Source organism: Streptomyces sp. NPDC085481 (assembly GCF_044541845.1).
GTDB lineage: Bacteria > Actinomycetota > Actinomycetes > Streptomycetales > Streptomycetaceae > Streptomyces.
Window position 1 is genome coordinate 666405 of record NZ_JBITTJ010000001.1, and the last position, 14987, is coordinate 681391.

At 72.9% G+C, this 14987-nt stretch carries 15 protein-coding genes; 8 read left to right on the forward strand and 7 right to left on the reverse strand.

Annotated features, from left to right (window positions below):
- The first annotated feature begins 23 nt into the window (after positions 1-23).
- Both ACIGEZ_RS03170 and ACIGEZ_RS03175 read left to right on the forward strand, forming a co-directional pair.
- Complete coding sequence (locus tag ACIGEZ_RS03170) at positions 24-1004, forward strand: alpha/beta hydrolase (protein WP_399825026.1); 981 nt, start codon at positions 24-26, stop codon at positions 1002-1004.
- Positions 1001-2242 (forward strand): acyltransferase, encoded by a 1242-nt coding sequence (locus ACIGEZ_RS03175; protein WP_399825027.1) that lies wholly within the window; start codon positions 1001-1003, stop codon positions 2240-2242. Before ACIGEZ_RS03170 ends, ACIGEZ_RS03175 begins: the two co-directional genes overlap by 4 nt.
- A 34-nt stretch (positions 2243-2276) precedes the next feature.
- Here ACIGEZ_RS03175 and ACIGEZ_RS03180 read toward each other — a convergent pair whose 3' ends face one another.
- Complete coding sequence (locus tag ACIGEZ_RS03180) at positions 2277-2705, reverse strand: MerR family transcriptional regulator (RefSeq protein WP_399825028.1); 429 nt, start codon at positions 2703-2705, stop codon at positions 2277-2279.
- Positions 2706-2757: 52 nt separating this feature from the next.
- On the opposite strand from ACIGEZ_RS03180, the gene ACIGEZ_RS03185 reads away from it, so the two are divergent.
- The gene (locus ACIGEZ_RS03185) at positions 2758-3588 is read left to right on the forward strand and encodes a serine hydrolase domain-containing protein (protein ID WP_399825030.1); all 831 of its coding nucleotides are present in this window, start codon (positions 2758-2760) and stop codon (positions 3586-3588) included.
- Positions 3589-3625: 37 nt separating this feature from the next.
- Here ACIGEZ_RS03185 and ACIGEZ_RS03190 read toward each other — a convergent pair whose 3' ends face one another.
- Genes ACIGEZ_RS03190 through ACIGEZ_RS03210 form a run of 5 tightly spaced genes read right to left on the reverse strand, consistent with a single transcriptional unit; the run spans position 3626 to position 9191 of the window.
- On the reverse strand, positions 3626-4177 hold the full coding sequence (locus ACIGEZ_RS03190) for a hypothetical protein (protein ID WP_399825032.1): 552 nt from the start codon (positions 4175-4177) through the stop codon (positions 3626-3628).
- Complete coding sequence (locus tag ACIGEZ_RS03195) at positions 4174-5667, reverse strand: ATP-binding protein (RefSeq protein ID WP_399825033.1); 1494 nt, start codon at positions 5665-5667, stop codon at positions 4174-4176. Before ACIGEZ_RS03195 ends, ACIGEZ_RS03190 begins: the two co-directional genes overlap by 4 nt.
- Positions 5664-6347, reverse strand: a complete 684-nt coding sequence (locus tag ACIGEZ_RS03200) for a response regulator (protein ID WP_399825034.1) — start codon at positions 6345-6347, stop codon at positions 5664-5666. The genes ACIGEZ_RS03195 and ACIGEZ_RS03200 overlap by 4 nt, the downstream gene beginning before the upstream one ends.
- A gap of 52 nt (positions 6348-6399) precedes the next feature.
- Positions 6400-8022, reverse strand: a complete 1623-nt coding sequence (murJ, locus tag ACIGEZ_RS03205) for a murein biosynthesis integral membrane protein MurJ (RefSeq protein ID WP_399825035.1) — start codon at positions 8020-8022, stop codon at positions 6400-6402.
- On the reverse strand, positions 8019-9191 hold the full coding sequence (locus ACIGEZ_RS03210) for a lipid II:glycine glycyltransferase FemX (protein ID WP_399825036.1): 1173 nt from the start codon (positions 9189-9191) through the stop codon (positions 8019-8021). Before ACIGEZ_RS03210 ends, murJ begins: the two co-directional genes overlap by 4 nt.
- Before the next feature lie 212 nt (positions 9192-9403).
- Here ACIGEZ_RS03210 and ACIGEZ_RS03215 point away from each other — a divergent pair, with 212 nt between their 5' ends.
- Positions 9404-10564, forward strand: a complete 1161-nt coding sequence (locus tag ACIGEZ_RS03215) for an Ig-like domain-containing protein (RefSeq protein WP_399825038.1) — start codon at positions 9404-9406, stop codon at positions 10562-10564.
- A gap of 32 nt (positions 10565-10596) precedes the next feature.
- Here ACIGEZ_RS03215 and ACIGEZ_RS03220 read toward each other — a convergent pair whose 3' ends face one another.
- Positions 10597-11250 carry a pirin family protein gene (locus ACIGEZ_RS03220; protein ID WP_399826199.1) on the reverse strand — a complete coding sequence of 218 codons (654 nt, stop codon included), beginning with the start codon at positions 11248-11250 and terminating at the stop codon, positions 10597-10599.
- A gap of 104 nt (positions 11251-11354) precedes the next feature.
- Between ACIGEZ_RS03220 and ACIGEZ_RS03225 the strand changes: the two genes are divergently transcribed.
- The 4 genes from ACIGEZ_RS03225 (at position 11355) to ACIGEZ_RS03240 (ending at position 14909) form a co-directional block, all read left to right on the forward strand.
- On the forward strand, positions 11355-12536 hold the full coding sequence (locus ACIGEZ_RS03225; protein WP_399825039.1) for a PucR family transcriptional regulator: 1182 nt from the start codon (positions 11355-11357) through the stop codon (positions 12534-12536).
- 89 nt (positions 12537-12625) lie between these two features.
- Complete coding sequence (locus ACIGEZ_RS03230; RefSeq protein WP_399825041.1) at positions 12626-13552, forward strand: ACP S-malonyltransferase; 927 nt, start codon at positions 12626-12628, stop codon at positions 13550-13552.
- 18 nt (positions 13553-13570) lie between these two features.
- Entirely contained in the window at positions 13571-14602 is a 1032-nt protein-coding gene (locus ACIGEZ_RS03235; protein WP_399825043.1) for a ketoacyl-ACP synthase III, read from the forward strand.
- A 58-nt stretch (positions 14603-14660) separates the two neighbouring features.
- Complete coding sequence (locus ACIGEZ_RS03240) at positions 14661-14909, forward strand: acyl carrier protein (RefSeq protein WP_399825044.1); 249 nt, start codon at positions 14661-14663, stop codon at positions 14907-14909.
- Positions 14910-14987: the final 78 nt, after the last annotated feature.

Here is a 14987-nt window from a genome sequence, read left to right on the forward strand (position 1 = left end):
AGACAGGAACGGAGGGCCGCCCTATGCGCCGGTTCACAAGGACCCTGGTCGCCGCCGCACTCACCGCCACCGTGGTCGCCGGGACCGCGGGCTGGGCTTCCGGGAGCGCACAGCAGGCCGTGACCGGGGCACCGGTCGGCACCGACGCGTGGCGGGCCGACGGCCTGCCGGACCCGCAGGCCATGACGCCCGGTCAGATCGGCGCGTACTTCGCCGCCTTGGGCCAGGACCGGCAGCAGCGGCTCCTCGGCACCCACCCGAGCGTGGTCGGCAACCTGGACGGCGCCCCGCTCGCCCTGCGCTACGCCGCCAACGCCCGTACCGCGGGCGACCGGTTCGCCGGGCAGCAGGTCCTCGCCTACGACCCCCGGGGGCGCGGCCAGGCGGTCCTCGTCTACGGGGACCTGGCCAGGGCCGAGCACGTGGCGGTGATCGTGCCGGGCTCCGACGTCGACGCCGGCAACCTGGCGCCGCTCACCCGCAAGGCGACCGCGCTGCGCGAGGCCGCCGGCGGCCGCACCGCCGTCGTCGCCTGGGCGGGCTACACCACTCCGGTCGGCGTCGGCCTGGACGCCGCCACCGGCGACCTCGCCGAGGCGGGGGCCGAGCGGCTGATCCGGTTCACCGAGGGCCTGGACACCGTCGGTGCCGCCGAGCCGTCCCTGTTCTGCCACAGCTACGGCTCCGTGGTCTGCGGGCTCGCGGCCGAGCAGCTGAAGGCCAAGGACCTGGTCGTCCTCGGCTCCCCCGGCATGCGCGCCGCCAACGCGGCCGCTCTGAACACCACCGCCCGCGTCTGGGCCGCCAAGGACCCGACCGACTGGATCGACCGGGTCCCCAACATCCGGTTCGCCGGCCTCGGCCACGGCGCCGACCCCACCGCCCCGGAGTTCGGCGCCCGCCCGGTCCCCGCCGGTGACGCCGACGGCCACGACGGCTACTTCGCGCCCGGCACCGATTCCCTCCGTGCCTTCGCCGCGATCGCCCAGGGGGACGTCCGATGAATCCGGCGAACCTGAGGAATCCGACGAGGACCAGGCGGACGCTGCACAGGACCGTCGAGAAGATCGAGGCCGGCACCCCCGCCCACCGCGACCGCGCGATCGACGGGCTGCGCGCCCTCGCGCTGCTCGCGGTGCCCACCGGGCACTGGCTGCTCGGCGGCTTCACGCTGTCCTCCGACGGCGCGATCCACAACGCCAGCCCGCTGTCCGCCTTCGGCGGCCTCGCGCCGGTCAGCTGGATCCTGCAGATGCTGGGGATCTTCTTCCTGGTCGGAGGCTACGCCTCGGTGCTGTCCTTCCGCCGCCACCGGGGCTCGACGGGCGACTGGCTCAAGGGGCGGCTCGCCCGCCTCGGCCGGCCCGTGCTCGGCGTGACCGCCGTGTGGGCCGCGCTGCTCCCTCTGCTGCACTACGGCTTCGGGGTGCCGGGCGACACCCTGCGCACGGCGTCCACTCTGGTGATCCAGCCGCTGTGGTTCGTGGGCGTCTACACGGTCGTCACCGCTCTCACCCCGTTCTGCGTCCGCGCCGCCCGCCGGCTCGGCGCGTGGGCGGCGGCCCCGCTGCTCGGCACGGTCGCCGTCGTCGACCTGCTGCGCTACGGGCCGTGGGCCGACGCCATGCCCTCCTGGCTGAGCCTGCTCAACATCCTGCCCGGCTGGCTCTTCGCCTATCAGCTGGGCGTCTCCTGGGGCGAGGGCAGGGTCACCCGCCGCCACGCCTGGGGGCTGCTGATCGGCGGCGGCGCGCTCTTCGCCGCCCTGCTGCTGTACTTCGGCTACCCGGCCTCCATGGTGGGCGTCCCGGGCGAGGCACGCACCAACTCGCACCCGCCGTCGCTGCTCGTCCTGGCCCTGGCCGCCGCGCAGAGCGGCGCCGCGATCCTGCTGCGCGAACGGCTCGGCAGGCTCCTGAAGCGGCCCGCGCTGTGGGCCCCGGTGGTCGTGGTCAACCTGTCGGCGATGACGATCCTGTGCTGGCACCAGACGGCGATGCTGGCCGCGGCGATCCCCGCCTCGTACGCCGGGGAGATCACCGGACTGGTCGGCGCGCCCGACTCGGTCGGCTGGATCCTGGCCCGGCTGGCCTGGATGCCGGTCTTCGCCGGGCTGCTCGTCCTGATCGGCCGGTACGCGCGGGGCTTCGAGTCCCCGTGGGCGAGGACCGGCACCGCCCGGCGGGCCGCGGCGGGCGTCCTGGCGGCGGGCTTCGCGGTCTTCGCCCTGGGCATCGCGTGACGGGGCCGTGTGCCAATCCTGCCGGTGGTGCCGGTCATGAGCCGGCCTCTCCGCAGGTGCTCGTCTGGTTGCCGTAGTAGCCGATCTTGAGGTCCAGCACGGTCAGGGCGTCCTGGAGCTCGGCGATCCGGGAGACGACGTCGCTCCGGGTGGCCTCGAGGATCGCCCGCCGTTCGTCGCCGGTGTGCTCGCCCTCCCGCACCAGTTCCGCGTACCGCACCATGTCGGCCACCGCCATACCGGTCAGGCGCAGCTTGCCGACGAAGGCCAGCCAGTCCAGGTCGCGCCGGCTGAAGCGGCGCTGTCCGGTGTGCGAGCGGTCCACGTGCGGCATCAGCCCGATCCGCTCGTACCAGCGCAGGGTGTGCGCCGAAAGGCCGGTCAGGGCCGCCACCTCGCTGATGGTGAACCGCTCCCCGGACACGCCGGTCGCCGTCGTGCTCGTGCTCTCGATCACGCTCATGGCCACCACGCTAGGGCCTTGGAGTGCACTCGAAGCAAGTAGGCTCGGCACCATGCTGAGCAGCCTGCCGAGCCTGGCGTCGATCGAGAACTGGCCCGTTCCCACCGCGGCCGCCGCCGTCGTCCGCGCGGACGGCACCCTGGCCGGGTCCCACGGCCCCACCGGACAGCCGTTCCCGCTCGCCTCCGTCACCAAGCCGCTCGCCGCGTACGCGGTCCTCGTCGCGTACGAGGAGGGGGCGATCGACCTCGACGAGCCGGCCGGGCCCGAGGGCGCGACCGTACGGCATCTGCTCGCCCACACCTCCGGGCTCGCCTTCGACGAGAACCGGGTCACGGCCCCGCCCGGCACCCGGCGGATCTATTCCAACACCGGCTTCGAGGCGCTCGGCGACCATGTCGCCAAGGCCACCGACATCCCGTTCGCCGAGTATCTGCACCAGGCGGTCCTCGAGCCGCTCGGCATGACCTCCACCACCCTGGAGGGCTCGCCCGCCAAGGCCGGCGTGTCGACCGTCGACGACCTGGTGCGCTTCGCCGCCGAGGTGCAGGCGCCGCGGCTGCTCGACGCGCGCACGGTCCTGGACGCGATGACGGTCACGTACCCGGGTCTGACCGGCATCCTGCCCGGCTACGGGCACCAGCGGCCGAACGACTGGGGGCTCGGCTTCGAGATCCGCGACGGCAAGTCGCCGCACTGGACGGGCGCCACGTCCTCGCCGCGCACCTTCGGCCACTTCGGCCAGTCCGGCACCTTCCTGTGGATCGACCCCGACGCGCGCGCCGCGTGCGTGGCGCTGACCGACCGGCCCTTCGGGCCGTGGGCCGTCGAGGCGTGGCCGGCGTTCACGGACGCGGTGCTCGCCGAACTCCGCGCCGGGTGAGGACGCGCGTTCCCAGGGCCTGACACCCCAGGGGTGTCTAGTCGGTCGTGCAGCGGGTCGCGGGCAGGGCGCCGTCCAGGCCGGAGACGACGACCTGGGCCGTGCTGCCGAGGTCCTCGGCGTAGGAGGCCGTGCACACCAACTGGCGTACGGCGATGGGGTCGAGGTCCCGCACCCGGACGCTGAGCCGGACGCGCAGTTCCGTGCGGCCGTCGGCGCCCGGTTGCTTCGTCGTGTGGGGGTTGCCCGCCCCGTGGAAGGCGATCCGGGTGGTGAGACCGGCGGTGCGCTCCTTGTCGTCCGGTCCGTCGAAGAGCGTGCCGAGCACCTTGTCGGTGGCGACCCGGTAGTCGAACGCTCCGGAGCGGGTCTCGCTGTCGGGGCCGAAGCCGATGTCGCGGACGACCGGCATCAGCCGGCCGTCCCTTCCCACGAAGAACAGCAGCAGCCTCGGGTTGCTGGTCGGGTGCACGGTGACCGGCGCGGCGGCGCCCGCCTCGACGACGTCGCTCTTCTGTATGCCGCAGCCCGCGAGCGACAGCAGGGCGAGCAGGGCGGCCGCCGCACCGCGGCGCGGACGCCGGCTCACAGCGGGATCCTGACGGTGAAGACGGCGCCGCCGTCGGGCCGGTTGGCGGCGACGACGGTACCGCCGTGCAGCCGCACGTTCTCCAGCGTGATGGCGAGGCCGAGTCCGCTGCCGGCCGAGCGGGTACGGGCCGGGTCGCCCTTGTAGAAGCGGTCGAAGACGTGCGGCAGGACGTCCTCCGGGATGCCGGGACCCCGGTCGGCGACCTCCGTGAGGAACCAGTCCCCTTCCGCGTACACCCGGACCGTCACCGGCGGGCCGCCGTGCCGCAGCGCGTTGCCGACCAGGTTGGCCACGACCACGTCGAAGCGGCGCGGGTCGAGCCGGGCGCGGATGCCGTCGGTGAGCTCGGTGACGACGGGGGCGGGGTCCTGCGCGGGGTCGGTCCAGTGCCGGTTCTGCAGGGTCTTGCGTACCAGTTCGGCCGCGTCCACCTCGTCCGTGTGGAGTTCTGCCGCGCGGGCGTCGAAGCGGGAGATCTCCATCAGGTCCTCGACGAGGACGGCCAGCTTGCCGGTCTCCGCGCTGATCAGGCGGACCGCGCGGGCGGTGTCCGAGTCCAGCTGCCCGGCGTCCTCGTCGAGCACCTCGGTCACCGCGAGCATCCCGGCGAGCGGGGTGCGCAGTTCGTGGGAGACGTCGGAGGCGAAGCGGCGGGCTCGGGCCTCGGCGCGCCGCAGCTCGGTGACGGAACGTTCGAGCCCGGCGGCGGACTCGTTGAAGGTGCGGGCGAGGTCGGAGAGTTCGTCGCTGCCCTTGGCGTGGATACGGGTGTCCAGGCGGCCCTGGCCCATGCTGTGGGCCGCCTGCCGCAGCTCGCGTACGGGGCGGAGCACGCCCCGGGCGGCCAGCAGCGCCGGGATCAGGGCGACGAGCAGCGCGGGCAGGGCGCCGTCGCGGGCGGCGAAGACCATGGCCTGGATGTTGGCCTCCTCCTCGCCGAGGTCCATCACCGCGTACAGGACGAGGCCGGTGGGGCTGCCCTCCGGGAAGCCCCGGTAGTACGTGCCGAAGACGGCGGGGACCGCGATGGTGAGGTACGGGGTGCCGTCCTTGACCACCCGCTGGAAGCTGCCGTGGGTGGTGCCGAGCGCGCGGGCGCGGGTGCGCAGTTCGGGGGTCAGGACGGTGGACTCGGGCCGGTCGGTGGACGACACGCGCAGGTCGCCGTACTCCGCGTACACCCGCCAGGGCCGGGGCTTGCCCTGCCGGGCGATGCGCTGCAGCTCGTTGCGCAGCCCTTCGGTGTCGATGGGCAGCATGGTGTTCAGGCTCTCGACCTGCTGGCGGAAGGCCGTGACGGCGGTGTCCTGGGTCTGTTCCAGGATGGCGTTGCGGGCGGCCCGGTAGGTGAGCGCGGCGGTGGTGCCGCAGCCGACGGCGGCGACGAGGAGGAAGGCGAGGACGAGGCGGGTGCGCAGGCCGAAGGCGCGCAGGCGGCGCCGGCGCTTCCCGGCGGGGCGGGCGCCGCCCGGCACGTGGGCTCTCACAGCGGTCCGAAGCGGTAGCCGAAGCCGCGCAGGGTCTGGATGTAGCGGGGCTCGCCCGGGGTGTCCTCGATCTTGTTGCGGAGGCGGCGCACGCAGGCGTCGACCAGGCGGGCGTCGCCGTGGAAGCTGTGCTCCCAGACGTGTTCGAGGAGCTGCTGGCGGCTGAAGACCTGCTCGGGGGCGGCGGTGAGGTGCAGCAGGAGCTTGAGCTCGGATGGCGCGAGGGCGATCCGTTCGCCGTTCTTGGCGACGGTGAGCCCGACCCGGTCGACGGCCAGCTCGCCGTGGAACTCCACGGCCGGCCTGCCGGCGCCCGGCTCCTCTATTCGGCGCAGCACGGCGCGGATGCGGGCCTCGATGACCTCGGTGCGGGCGGGCTTGACGATGTAGTCGTCGGCGCCGGCCTCCAGGCCGACGACGACGTCGAAGTCGTCGCCGCGGGCGGTGAGCATGATGATGGGCAGCTGGCTGGTCTCGCGGACCCGGCGGCAGACCTGCACGCCGTTCATCCCCGGCAGCATCAGGTCGAGCAGCACCAGGTCGGGCCGGAACTCCGCGAGCGCGGCGAGCCCGGCCTCGCCGGTCGCGGCGGTGCGCACCTCGTGCCCGCGGCGCCGGAGCCCGAGCTCGACGCCTTCGCGGACGGAGGGGTCGTCTTCGATCAGCAGCACGCGTGGCATGGGTGGAGTATCCCAAGGTCGAGATCGGCCGAATGTGGTCGGGGCCCGTTCGTCACCGGGGCCTCCGGGCGAGGCGACGGGCGCGGCCGGTGGCGCCGCCGATCAGCGCCTGCACCTCCGTGAGGCGCAGGGGGCGGGCCAGGCCCGCGAAGACGGCGACGACGACGAACGCGCCGGCCAGGCCGGAGGGGACCGGTCCCGAGGGGGCGGTCAGGTCGGCGGTCAGGAGCCCGAGGCCCGTGGCGGGGGCCGCGGCGAGCAGCAGGCGTACGAGCATGCCCCCGGCTCCGGTGCCTTCCGCGCCCTTGAGGCGGCGGCCGAGCACGTACGCCGTCAGGCCCCAGCCCGCCCACAGGGCCAGCGAGTAGCCCGCGGCCATGCCCGCGACCGCCCAGTGGGCCGGCAGGAGCGCGTAGGCGCAGACGGCGAGCAGGGCGTTGAGGCCCGCGATGACCAGGTTCAGGAAGAAGGGGGTGCGGGTGTCGCGCAGGGCGTAGAAGGCGCGGGTGCACACGTACTGGCCCGAGAGGGCGACGAGGCCCGGGGCGAGGGCCATCAGGATCCAGGCCATGGAGCGGACGGCGGATCCGTCGGTCCTGCCGTGCTGGAAGACGGTGCTCATCACCGGCACCGCAAGGGCGAAGAGGGCGCAGGCGGCCGGGACGACGGCCGCCGCGCTGGTGCGCTGGGCGTAGCCGACGTCGCGGCGCACCCGGGCGAGGTCGTCCTCGGCCGCGGCGCCGCTCATCCGCGGCATCAGGGCGGTGACGAGGGCGACGGTGATGATGCCGTGCGGGACCATCCACAGCTGGTAGGCGTTGTTGTACGCGCTGAGCCCGGCGCCCTCGGCACGCTGCCCCGCGGCCGTCGCGATCCTGGTGGTGACCCAGTACGCGGCCTGGTTGGTGAGGACCAGCAGGACCAGCCAGCCCGCCGAGCGCAGCGGCGCGGTGAGGCCGCTGCCGCGCCAGTCGAAGCGGGGGCGCCAGCGGAAGCCCGCCGCCTTGAGGGAGGGCAGCAGGGCGAGGGCCTGCACGGCGATGCCGGCGGTGGTGCCCCAGCCGAGCAGCGCGGTCTCGCCCGCGGTGAGCTCGCCGCCGTCGGAGACGGTCAGGAAGAGGGCGAAGACGGCGATGGTCACGAGGTTGTTGAGGACCGGGGTCCACATCATCGCGCCGAACCGGCCGCGCGCGTTGAGCACCTGGCCGAGCAGGGTGAACAGGCCGAGGAAGAAGATCTGCGGCAGGCAGGAGCGGGCGAAGGCGACGGTCATCGCGCGCTGGTTCCCGCTGTAGTCGGTGTAGCCGTCGACGATCGCGGGCGCCGCGAGGACGGCGGCGGCGGTCAGGACGGTGAGGGCGAACACGCACACGGTGAGCAGCCGGTCGGTGTAGGCGACCCCGCCGTCCGCGTGCTCCTTGGCCGCCTTGACCAGCTCGGGCACGAAGACGGCGTTGAGCGCGCCGCCGAGCAGCAGCATGTAGACGATCGTGGGGACGGAGTTGCCCATCGCGTAGCCGTCGCCGACGAGGCCGGAGCCGAGGGCCGCGGCGACGACCGCGGAGCGTACGAAACCGGTGGCGCGGGAGACCAGCGAGCCGGCGGCCATGAGCGCGCCGCTGCGCAGCACGGACGGGGCGCCGGCCGCCCTGGGCTCGGTGACCGTCGCCGTCATCGACGGGCCAGGTACGCCTGGAAGGCGCGGTACAGCGTGTGGTTGGTCGTGCCCTGCAACGGAATCTCCCACTCCCCCAAGGTCTCGACGACCCGTCCGCCGGTGCCGAGCTTCCAGCGCAGCAGCCCGTGGGCCCGGTCGTCCGGATCAAGGGTGGAGGGTACCCCGCGCAGGTCGTAGACGTGGGCGCCGAGCGCGTGTGCGTCGAGCATCATCCGCCACTGCAGGGCGTTGGACGGGCGGACCTCGCGGCGGTGGTCGGCGGAGGCGCCGGTCTGGTACCAGACCCGCCGGCCGACCGTGATCATGGTGTGGGCGGCGAGCACCTCGCCTTCGTGGCGGGCGAGGTAGAGCCTCATCCGGCCGGGGTGCTCGGCGTTGAGGACGGCGTACTGACGCTCGTAGTACGCGAGGGAGCGGCCGAGCCGGAAACCGTCGCGCTCCTCGGTGACGCGCAACAGCCGGTGGAACTCGGGCAGGTCGGCGGCGGAGCCGACGACGACCTCGACGCCGGACTTGCGGGCCTTGCGGATGTTGCGGCGCCATTCCTGGTTGAGGCCGGTCCACAGGTCGTCGGCCGTACGGCCGGTGAGGGGCACCTGGTAGACGTGGCGGGGCTGGGCGTCGCCACCGTCCTGGGAGTCCCCGCCACAGCGGCGCCAGCCGCGGGCCCGCAGCCGTTCGGCGACGGCGGAGCCCAGCGGGTCGACCTCGCTGGCGAGGACGTCGGCGAGGCGCCGGCCTGGCCCGGTGTTCGCCTTGAGGGTGGCGGCGCTCCAGCGCCGGTAGTCGGGCCCGGGGCCGATGCGTACGGCGAAGGCGCCGGAGGCCCGCAGGTGCCGCAGCAGGGGGTCGAGCCAGCCGTCGAGGTCGGGGTCGGCCCAGTCGGCGACGGGGCCTTCGGGCAGGTAGGCGAAGTACTTGCGGGTGCCGGGGAAGGGTCGCAGCAGCACCATGGCGACACCGGTGAGCTCGCCCGACTCGGGGCCCCAGCCGATGAGTTGGTGCGCCCAGCCCTCCTTCACCTGCGCCCAGGCGGGGAGCTGGAGGAAGCTCGGCCCGTCAGGACCGGTGGAGCGGGCGGCGAGGAAGGCGCGGTACGTCTCGGGGGTGACGGGTCCGAGCCGCAGCGCCCGGGCGGGTGCGGCCGTCACGAGCAGGGCTGACACAACGGGAGCCTCCTTGTTCCGCCCCGTTCGGTGGTGGGGCGCACAGCAGGCTCACAGCCGGTATTGACGGGTCCGCGCGAGGAATGTGACCGGACGATGACCGTTTCCCTGCAGCCGTCGTCACATGGCCGCGGGCACCGGCGGGGGCCCGGTCGGCGGCCTACAGTCCAGCTCATCCCACCTTTTCCACTCCTCCCGCGGAGGTCTGTCCCGTGACGCGGATACGCATACCCCTGTTCCTCCTCACCGCCGTCTCGCTCACCGCCTGTTCGGCGGCGACGGCGGGCGAGGCCCCGCCCCGGGCGGCCGCCTCCGCCGCGAACGAGACCCCGGCGAAGGTGACCGTGGCACCCCCGGCGGCCGGCCGGCCGGTGACCGTGACGGCGAGCGGCGGCACCCTCGCGCGGGTGAAGGTGGTCGACGCGGAAGGCATCGTGCTGGTCGGCCGCACCGGCGCGAACGGCGCCTCGTGGGCCTCGGACCGCAAGGCCGCGCCGGGCACCTCGTACACGGTGGAGGCGACCTCCCGTACCGCCGGCGGCAAGGAGACGACCTCCCGCTCCACGTTCTCGATTCCCGAGGCGGACGACGTCAACAAACTGACCCTGGCACCCGGCAAGAACACGACCGTGGGCGTCGCCCAGCCGCTGTCGATCGTGTTCGACCACCCCGTGAAGAACAAGGCGGACGTGGAGCGCCAGCTGAAGGTCACCACCTCCAACGGCACCGAGGGCTCGTGGGGCTGGCTGACGGACTACTCGGGCAGGGACCGGGTGGACTGGCGGCCCAAGGAGTACTGGAAGCCGGGCACCGAGGTCACCCTGGACGCCACGCTCGACGGGACGGACTCGGGCGGCGGCTGGTTCGTGCGCGACTACAGCACCCGCTTCACCGTCTCCGACCAGGACCAGGTGATCAAGGTCGACCTGGACCGCAAGCGGCTGTCCGTCCTCCGCGACGGCCGCACCGTCCGGACGATCCCCGTCTCCGGCGGCACACCGGGCGGCGACAAGCGCTCGTGGCGCGGGACGGCGGTCGTCATGGCGAAGGAGGGCACCATCAACATGAACTCCGAGACGGTCGGCCTCGGCGACGCCTACAACAAGATGGTCGACTACTCGATGCGCCTGACCTGGTCGGGCATGTACGCGCACGCGGCACCGTGGAACGCCCAGTACTTCGGCCGGGCCAACCACAGCTCGGGCTGCATCGGCATGAGCACCGAGCAGGCCGCCTCCTTCTACGCCTCGGTCCGCGTCGGCGACCCCTTCGAGATCACCGGCGCCGACACCAAGGGCACGGTCGCCGAGGGCAACGGCTACGGGGCGTGGAACCTCAGCTGGCAGCAGTGGAAGGCGAAGAGCGCGCTCTAGGGGGTGTCCGGCGCATCAGGGCCGGGCAGGCATCAGCGCCGCATCTCCCAGATCAGGACCTCGGCGTCGCTCGTCGCGAGCAGCGCCAGGTCCTTCTCGTCCGCCAGGCGGGCCGCGTCGCCGGCCGCGAGTTCCGCGCCGTCGAGCCGTACCGTCCCGCGCACCACGTGGACGTACCCGAAGTCGGCGTCCGGCACCGCCGTCCGCTCGCCCGTCTCCAGGCGCCGGACGTGCAGCATCGCGCCCGCCTCTGGAAGGGCGTACGGGGTCGAGTCGGCGATCCCGCGCACCACCTCGTACGAGGGATCGCCGCCCGGGTCCAGCGGGGCGAGCCACATCTGGACGAAGGTCAGCGGCACGGCGCCGTCGTTGCGCTCCACGTGCCGGACGCCGCCGGCCGAGCTGAGGCGCTGTACGTCGCCGGGGCGGACGACCGTGGTGTGGCCGGCCGTGTCGTGGTGGGTCAGCTCGCCCTCGACGACCCAGGTGACGATCTCGGTGTGGCTGTGCGGGTGCTCGTCGAAGCCCGCGCCGGGTGCCAGGCGCTCCTCGTTGCAGGCGAGCAGCGCGCCGAAGCGGAGGTTGTCGGGGTCGTAGAACCGGCCGAAGGACAGGGCGTGCCGGGTGTCGATCCCGGCCTCCGGGTCGCCTCCGGGGTACCGCTCCCCGCCGCGCTGGATGCGTATCACGGGTTCACGGTAGCCGCGGCGAGGGCCGCGGGAGCGGCGAAACGGGACCGACGCCGCCCCGCCCCCGCACGTGACCGTCCCGATAAGGCAGTCTTGTCCCCGTGCCTGAACCCGTGAACGCCCCTCACCCGCATTCCGCGACGCTGAAGCGCCTCGAACAGTCCTCCGGTCGGCTGGCCGCCAACGCCATTGCCCGGATGGACGAGACGCTGCCGTGGTACCGGGCGATGCCGCCCGAGAACCGGTCGTGGATCGGTCTGGTCGCGCAGGCCGGTATCGCCGCGTTCACCGAGTGGTTCCGGCACCCGGAGACGCCCCAGGCGATCTCCACCGACGTCTTCGGCACCGCGCCGCGCGAGCTGACCCGGGCGATCACCCTGCGCCAGACCGTGGAGATGGTCCGGACGACCATCGAGGTCATGGAGACGGCGATCGAGGAGGTCGCCGCACCGGGCGACGAGAGCGTGCTGCGCGAGGCTCTGCTGGTGTACGCCCGCGAGATCGCCTTCGCCACCGCCCAGGTGTACGCGCAGGCCGCCGAGGCCCGCGGCGCCTGGGACGCCCGGCTCGAGTCGCTGGTGGTCAACGCGGTCCTGTCCGGCGAGGCCGACGAGGGCGCCGTCTCGCGGGCCGCCGCGCTCGGCTGGAACTCGCCGGACAACGTCTGCGTGGTGCTCGGCACCGCCCCGGACGGCGACAGCGAGCTGACCGTGGAGGCGATCCGCCGGGCCGCCCGGCACGCCAAGCTCCAGGTCCTCACCGGTGTGCTCGGCGACCGGCTCGTGGTGATCGCGGGCGGCAACGACAACCCGCTCGCCGTGGCGAAGTCGCTGATCGGCCCGTATGCGGCCGGTCCGGTGGTGGCCGGCCCCGTCGTCCCCGACCTGCTGGCCGCGACCCGCTCGGCGCAGGCCGCCGCGGCCGGTCTCAAGGCCTGCTCGGCGTGGCAGGACGCCCCGCGCCCCGTACTCGCGGACGATCTCCTGCCGGAGCGCGCCATCGCCTCCGACCCTTCCGCCCGAGAGCAGCTGGTGGAGGAGATCTACAGACCGCTGGAGGAAGCGGGCTCGGCTCTGCTGGAAACACTGAGTGTCTACCTGGAGCAGGCGAGCAGCCTCGAAGGCGCTGCCCGAATGCTGTTCGTGCACCCCAACACCGTGCGCTACCGGCTCCGACGTGTGACCGACGTCACCGGCTGGTCACCCTCCGATGTCCGCTCGGCCTTCACCCTGCGGATCGCCCTGATTCTCGGGCGCTTGGCCGAGGCGGATACGCAGTCCTAGACTTTTGTCGAACACCAACAATTCCCCCGACGGTTCTTCGTCCCTGTCCCCACGGGCGCCCGGGACCGTCCCCAAGAGAGAGTGTGAGGGTGCTCGTACTCGTCGCTCCCGGCCAAGGCGCCCAGACGCCCGGCTTCCTGACTCCCTGGCTCGAACTCCCCGGTGCCGCCGACCGTGTCGCGGCCTGGTCCGACGCCATCGGGCTCGATCTCGCCCACTACGGCACGAAGGCCGACGCGGACGAGATCCGCGACACCGCCGTGGCCCAGCCGCTGCTCGTCGCGGCCGGCCTGCTGTCCGCCGCCGCCCTCGGTGACGTCGCCGGCATCGCGCCCGGCGCGGTCGCCGGTCACAGCGTCGGCGAGTTCACCGCGGCCGCCTTCGCGGGCGTCCTCGACGACACCGCCGCGCTGCGTCTCGTACGCACCCGTGGTCTGGCGATGGCCGAGGCCGCCGCGATCACCGAGACCGGCATGTCGGCGCTGCTCGGCGGCGACCCCGAGGTGACCGTCCCGCATCTGGAGAAGCTGGGCCTGACCCCGGCGAACGTGAACGGCGCCGGCCAGATCGTGGCCGCCGGCACCCTGGAGCAGCTGGCCGCCCTGGCCGAGGACAAGCCCGAGGGCGTCCGCCGGGTGGTCGCGCTGCAGGTCGCGGGCGCGTTCCACACGCACCACATGGCCCCCGCGGTGGCGAAGCTGGAGGCGGCGGCCAAGGAGCTGTCCCCGGCCGACCCGTCGGTCGCCTACGTCTCGAACAAGGACGGCCGGACCGTGGCCACCGGCGCCGAGGTGGTGTCCCGCCTCGTCGGCCAGGTCGCCAACCCGGTCCGCTGGGACCTGTGCATGGAGACGTTCAAGGAGCTCGGCGTCACCGCCCTGGTCGAGGTGTGCCCCGGCGGCACCCTGACCGGCCTCGCCAAGCGCGCCCTGCCCGGTGTCGCCACCGTGGCCCTGAAGACCCCCGACGACCTCGACGCGGCCCGCACGCTCGTCGCCGAGCACGCATCCGCCTGACAAGGAGTGTCGACAAGCATGGCGAAGATCAAGCCCAGTAAGGGCGCCCCGTACGCGCGCATCCTCGGGGTCGGCGGCTACCGCCCGACCCGTGTGGTGCCCAACGAGGTGATCCTCGAGAAGATCGACTCCTCCGACGAGTGGATCCGCTCGCGCTCCGGCATCTCCACCCGCCACTGGGCGTCCCCCGAGGAGACCGTCACCGCGATGTCGGTGGAGGCCTCGGGCAAGGCCATCGCCGACGCCGGGATCGACCCGGACCAGATCGGCGCGGTCGTCGTCTCCACGGTCTCGCACTTCAAGCAGACCCCGGCGGTGGCCACCGAGATCGCCGACAAGATCGGCGCCGGCAAGCCGGCCGCGTTCGACATCTCCGCCGGCTGCGCGGGCTTCGGCTACGGCCTCACCCTCGCCAAGGGCATGATCGTCGAGGGTTCGGCTGAGTACGTCCTGGTGATCGGCGTGGAGCGGCTCAGCGACCTGACCGACCTGGAGGACCGCGCGACGGCCTTCCTGTTCGGCGACGGCGCGGGCGCCGTGGTCGTCGGCCCCTCGGACGAGCCGCACATCGGCCCCACCGTGTGGGGTTCGGAGGGCGACAAGTCCGAGACCATCAAGCAGACCGTGCCGTGGAACGAGTTCCACATCGGCGACGTGTCGAAGCTCCCCCTCAACGAGCAGGGCGAGATCAAGTTCCCGGCCATCACGCAGGAGGGCCAGGCGGTCTTCCGCTGGGCCGTCTTCGAGATGGCGAAGGTCGCCCAGCAGGCGCTGGACGCCGCCGGTATCACGGCGGATGACCTGGACGTCTTCATCCCGCACCAGGCGAACATGCGGATCATCGACTCGATGGTGAAGACGCTGAAGCTGCCGGAGCATGTCACCGTCGCCCGTGACGTGGAGACCACCGGCAACACCTCGGCCGCCTCGATCCCGCTCGCGATGGAGCGGCTCCTGGCGACCGGGAAGGCGAAGAGCGGCGACACCGCGCTCGTCATCGGCTTCGGGGCGGGTCTCGTCTACGCCGCGACGGTCGTTACTCTCCCCTAGGCACTCCGGATCTCCCGGAAGCCACTTTTCCTCAGCACACACAAGAAGGAGCGCCACCATGGCCGCCACCCAGGAAGAGATCGTCAAGGGTCTCGCCGAGATCGTGAACGAGATCGCCGGCATCCCGGTCGAGGACGTCGAGACCGACAAGTCCTTCACCGACGACCTGGACGTCGACTCCCTGTCCATGGTCGAGGTCGTCGTGGCCGCCGAAGAGCGCTTCGACGTCAAGATCCCCGACGAGGACGTCAAGAACCTCAAGACGGTCGGCGACGCGACCTCGTACATCCTGAAGCACCAGGGCTGATTCGGTCCTTGCTGACCCGGTCCGCCACCCAGCGGTGGCGCCGTTTTTCGACCATCACACACATGGAGAAAGAATTCC

Bases quoted from the DNA above. Each gene is read 5' to 3' on its own strand.
- ACIGEZ_RS03185 (WP_399825030.1), top strand. From the start codon at position 2,758: ATGCTGAGCAGCCTGCCGAGCCTGGCGTCGATCGAGAACTGGCCCGTT.
- ACIGEZ_RS03180 (WP_399825028.1), bottom strand. From the start codon at position 2,705: ATGAGCGTGATCGAGAGCACGAGCACGACGGCGACCGGCGTGTCCGGG.
- ACIGEZ_RS03240 (WP_399825044.1), top strand. From the start codon at position 14,661: ATGGCCGCCACCCAGGAAGAGATCGTCAAGGGTCTCGCCGAGATCGTG.
- ACIGEZ_RS03200 (WP_399825034.1), bottom strand. From the start codon at position 6,347: ATGCCACGCGTGCTGCTGATCGAAGACGACCCCTCCGTCCGCGAAGGC.
- ACIGEZ_RS03235 (WP_399825043.1), top strand. From the start codon at position 13,571: ATGGCGAAGATCAAGCCCAGTAAGGGCGCCCCGTACGCGCGCATCCTC.
- ACIGEZ_RS03170 (WP_399825026.1), top strand. From the start codon at position 24: ATGCGCCGGTTCACAAGGACCCTGGTCGCCGCCGCACTCACCGCCACC.
- ACIGEZ_RS03175 (WP_399825027.1), top strand. From the start codon at position 1,001: ATGAATCCGGCGAACCTGAGGAATCCGACGAGGACCAGGCGGACGCTG.
- murJ (WP_399825035.1), bottom strand. From the start codon at position 8,022: ATGACGGCGACGGTCACCGAGCCCAGGGCGGCCGGCGCCCCGTCCGTG.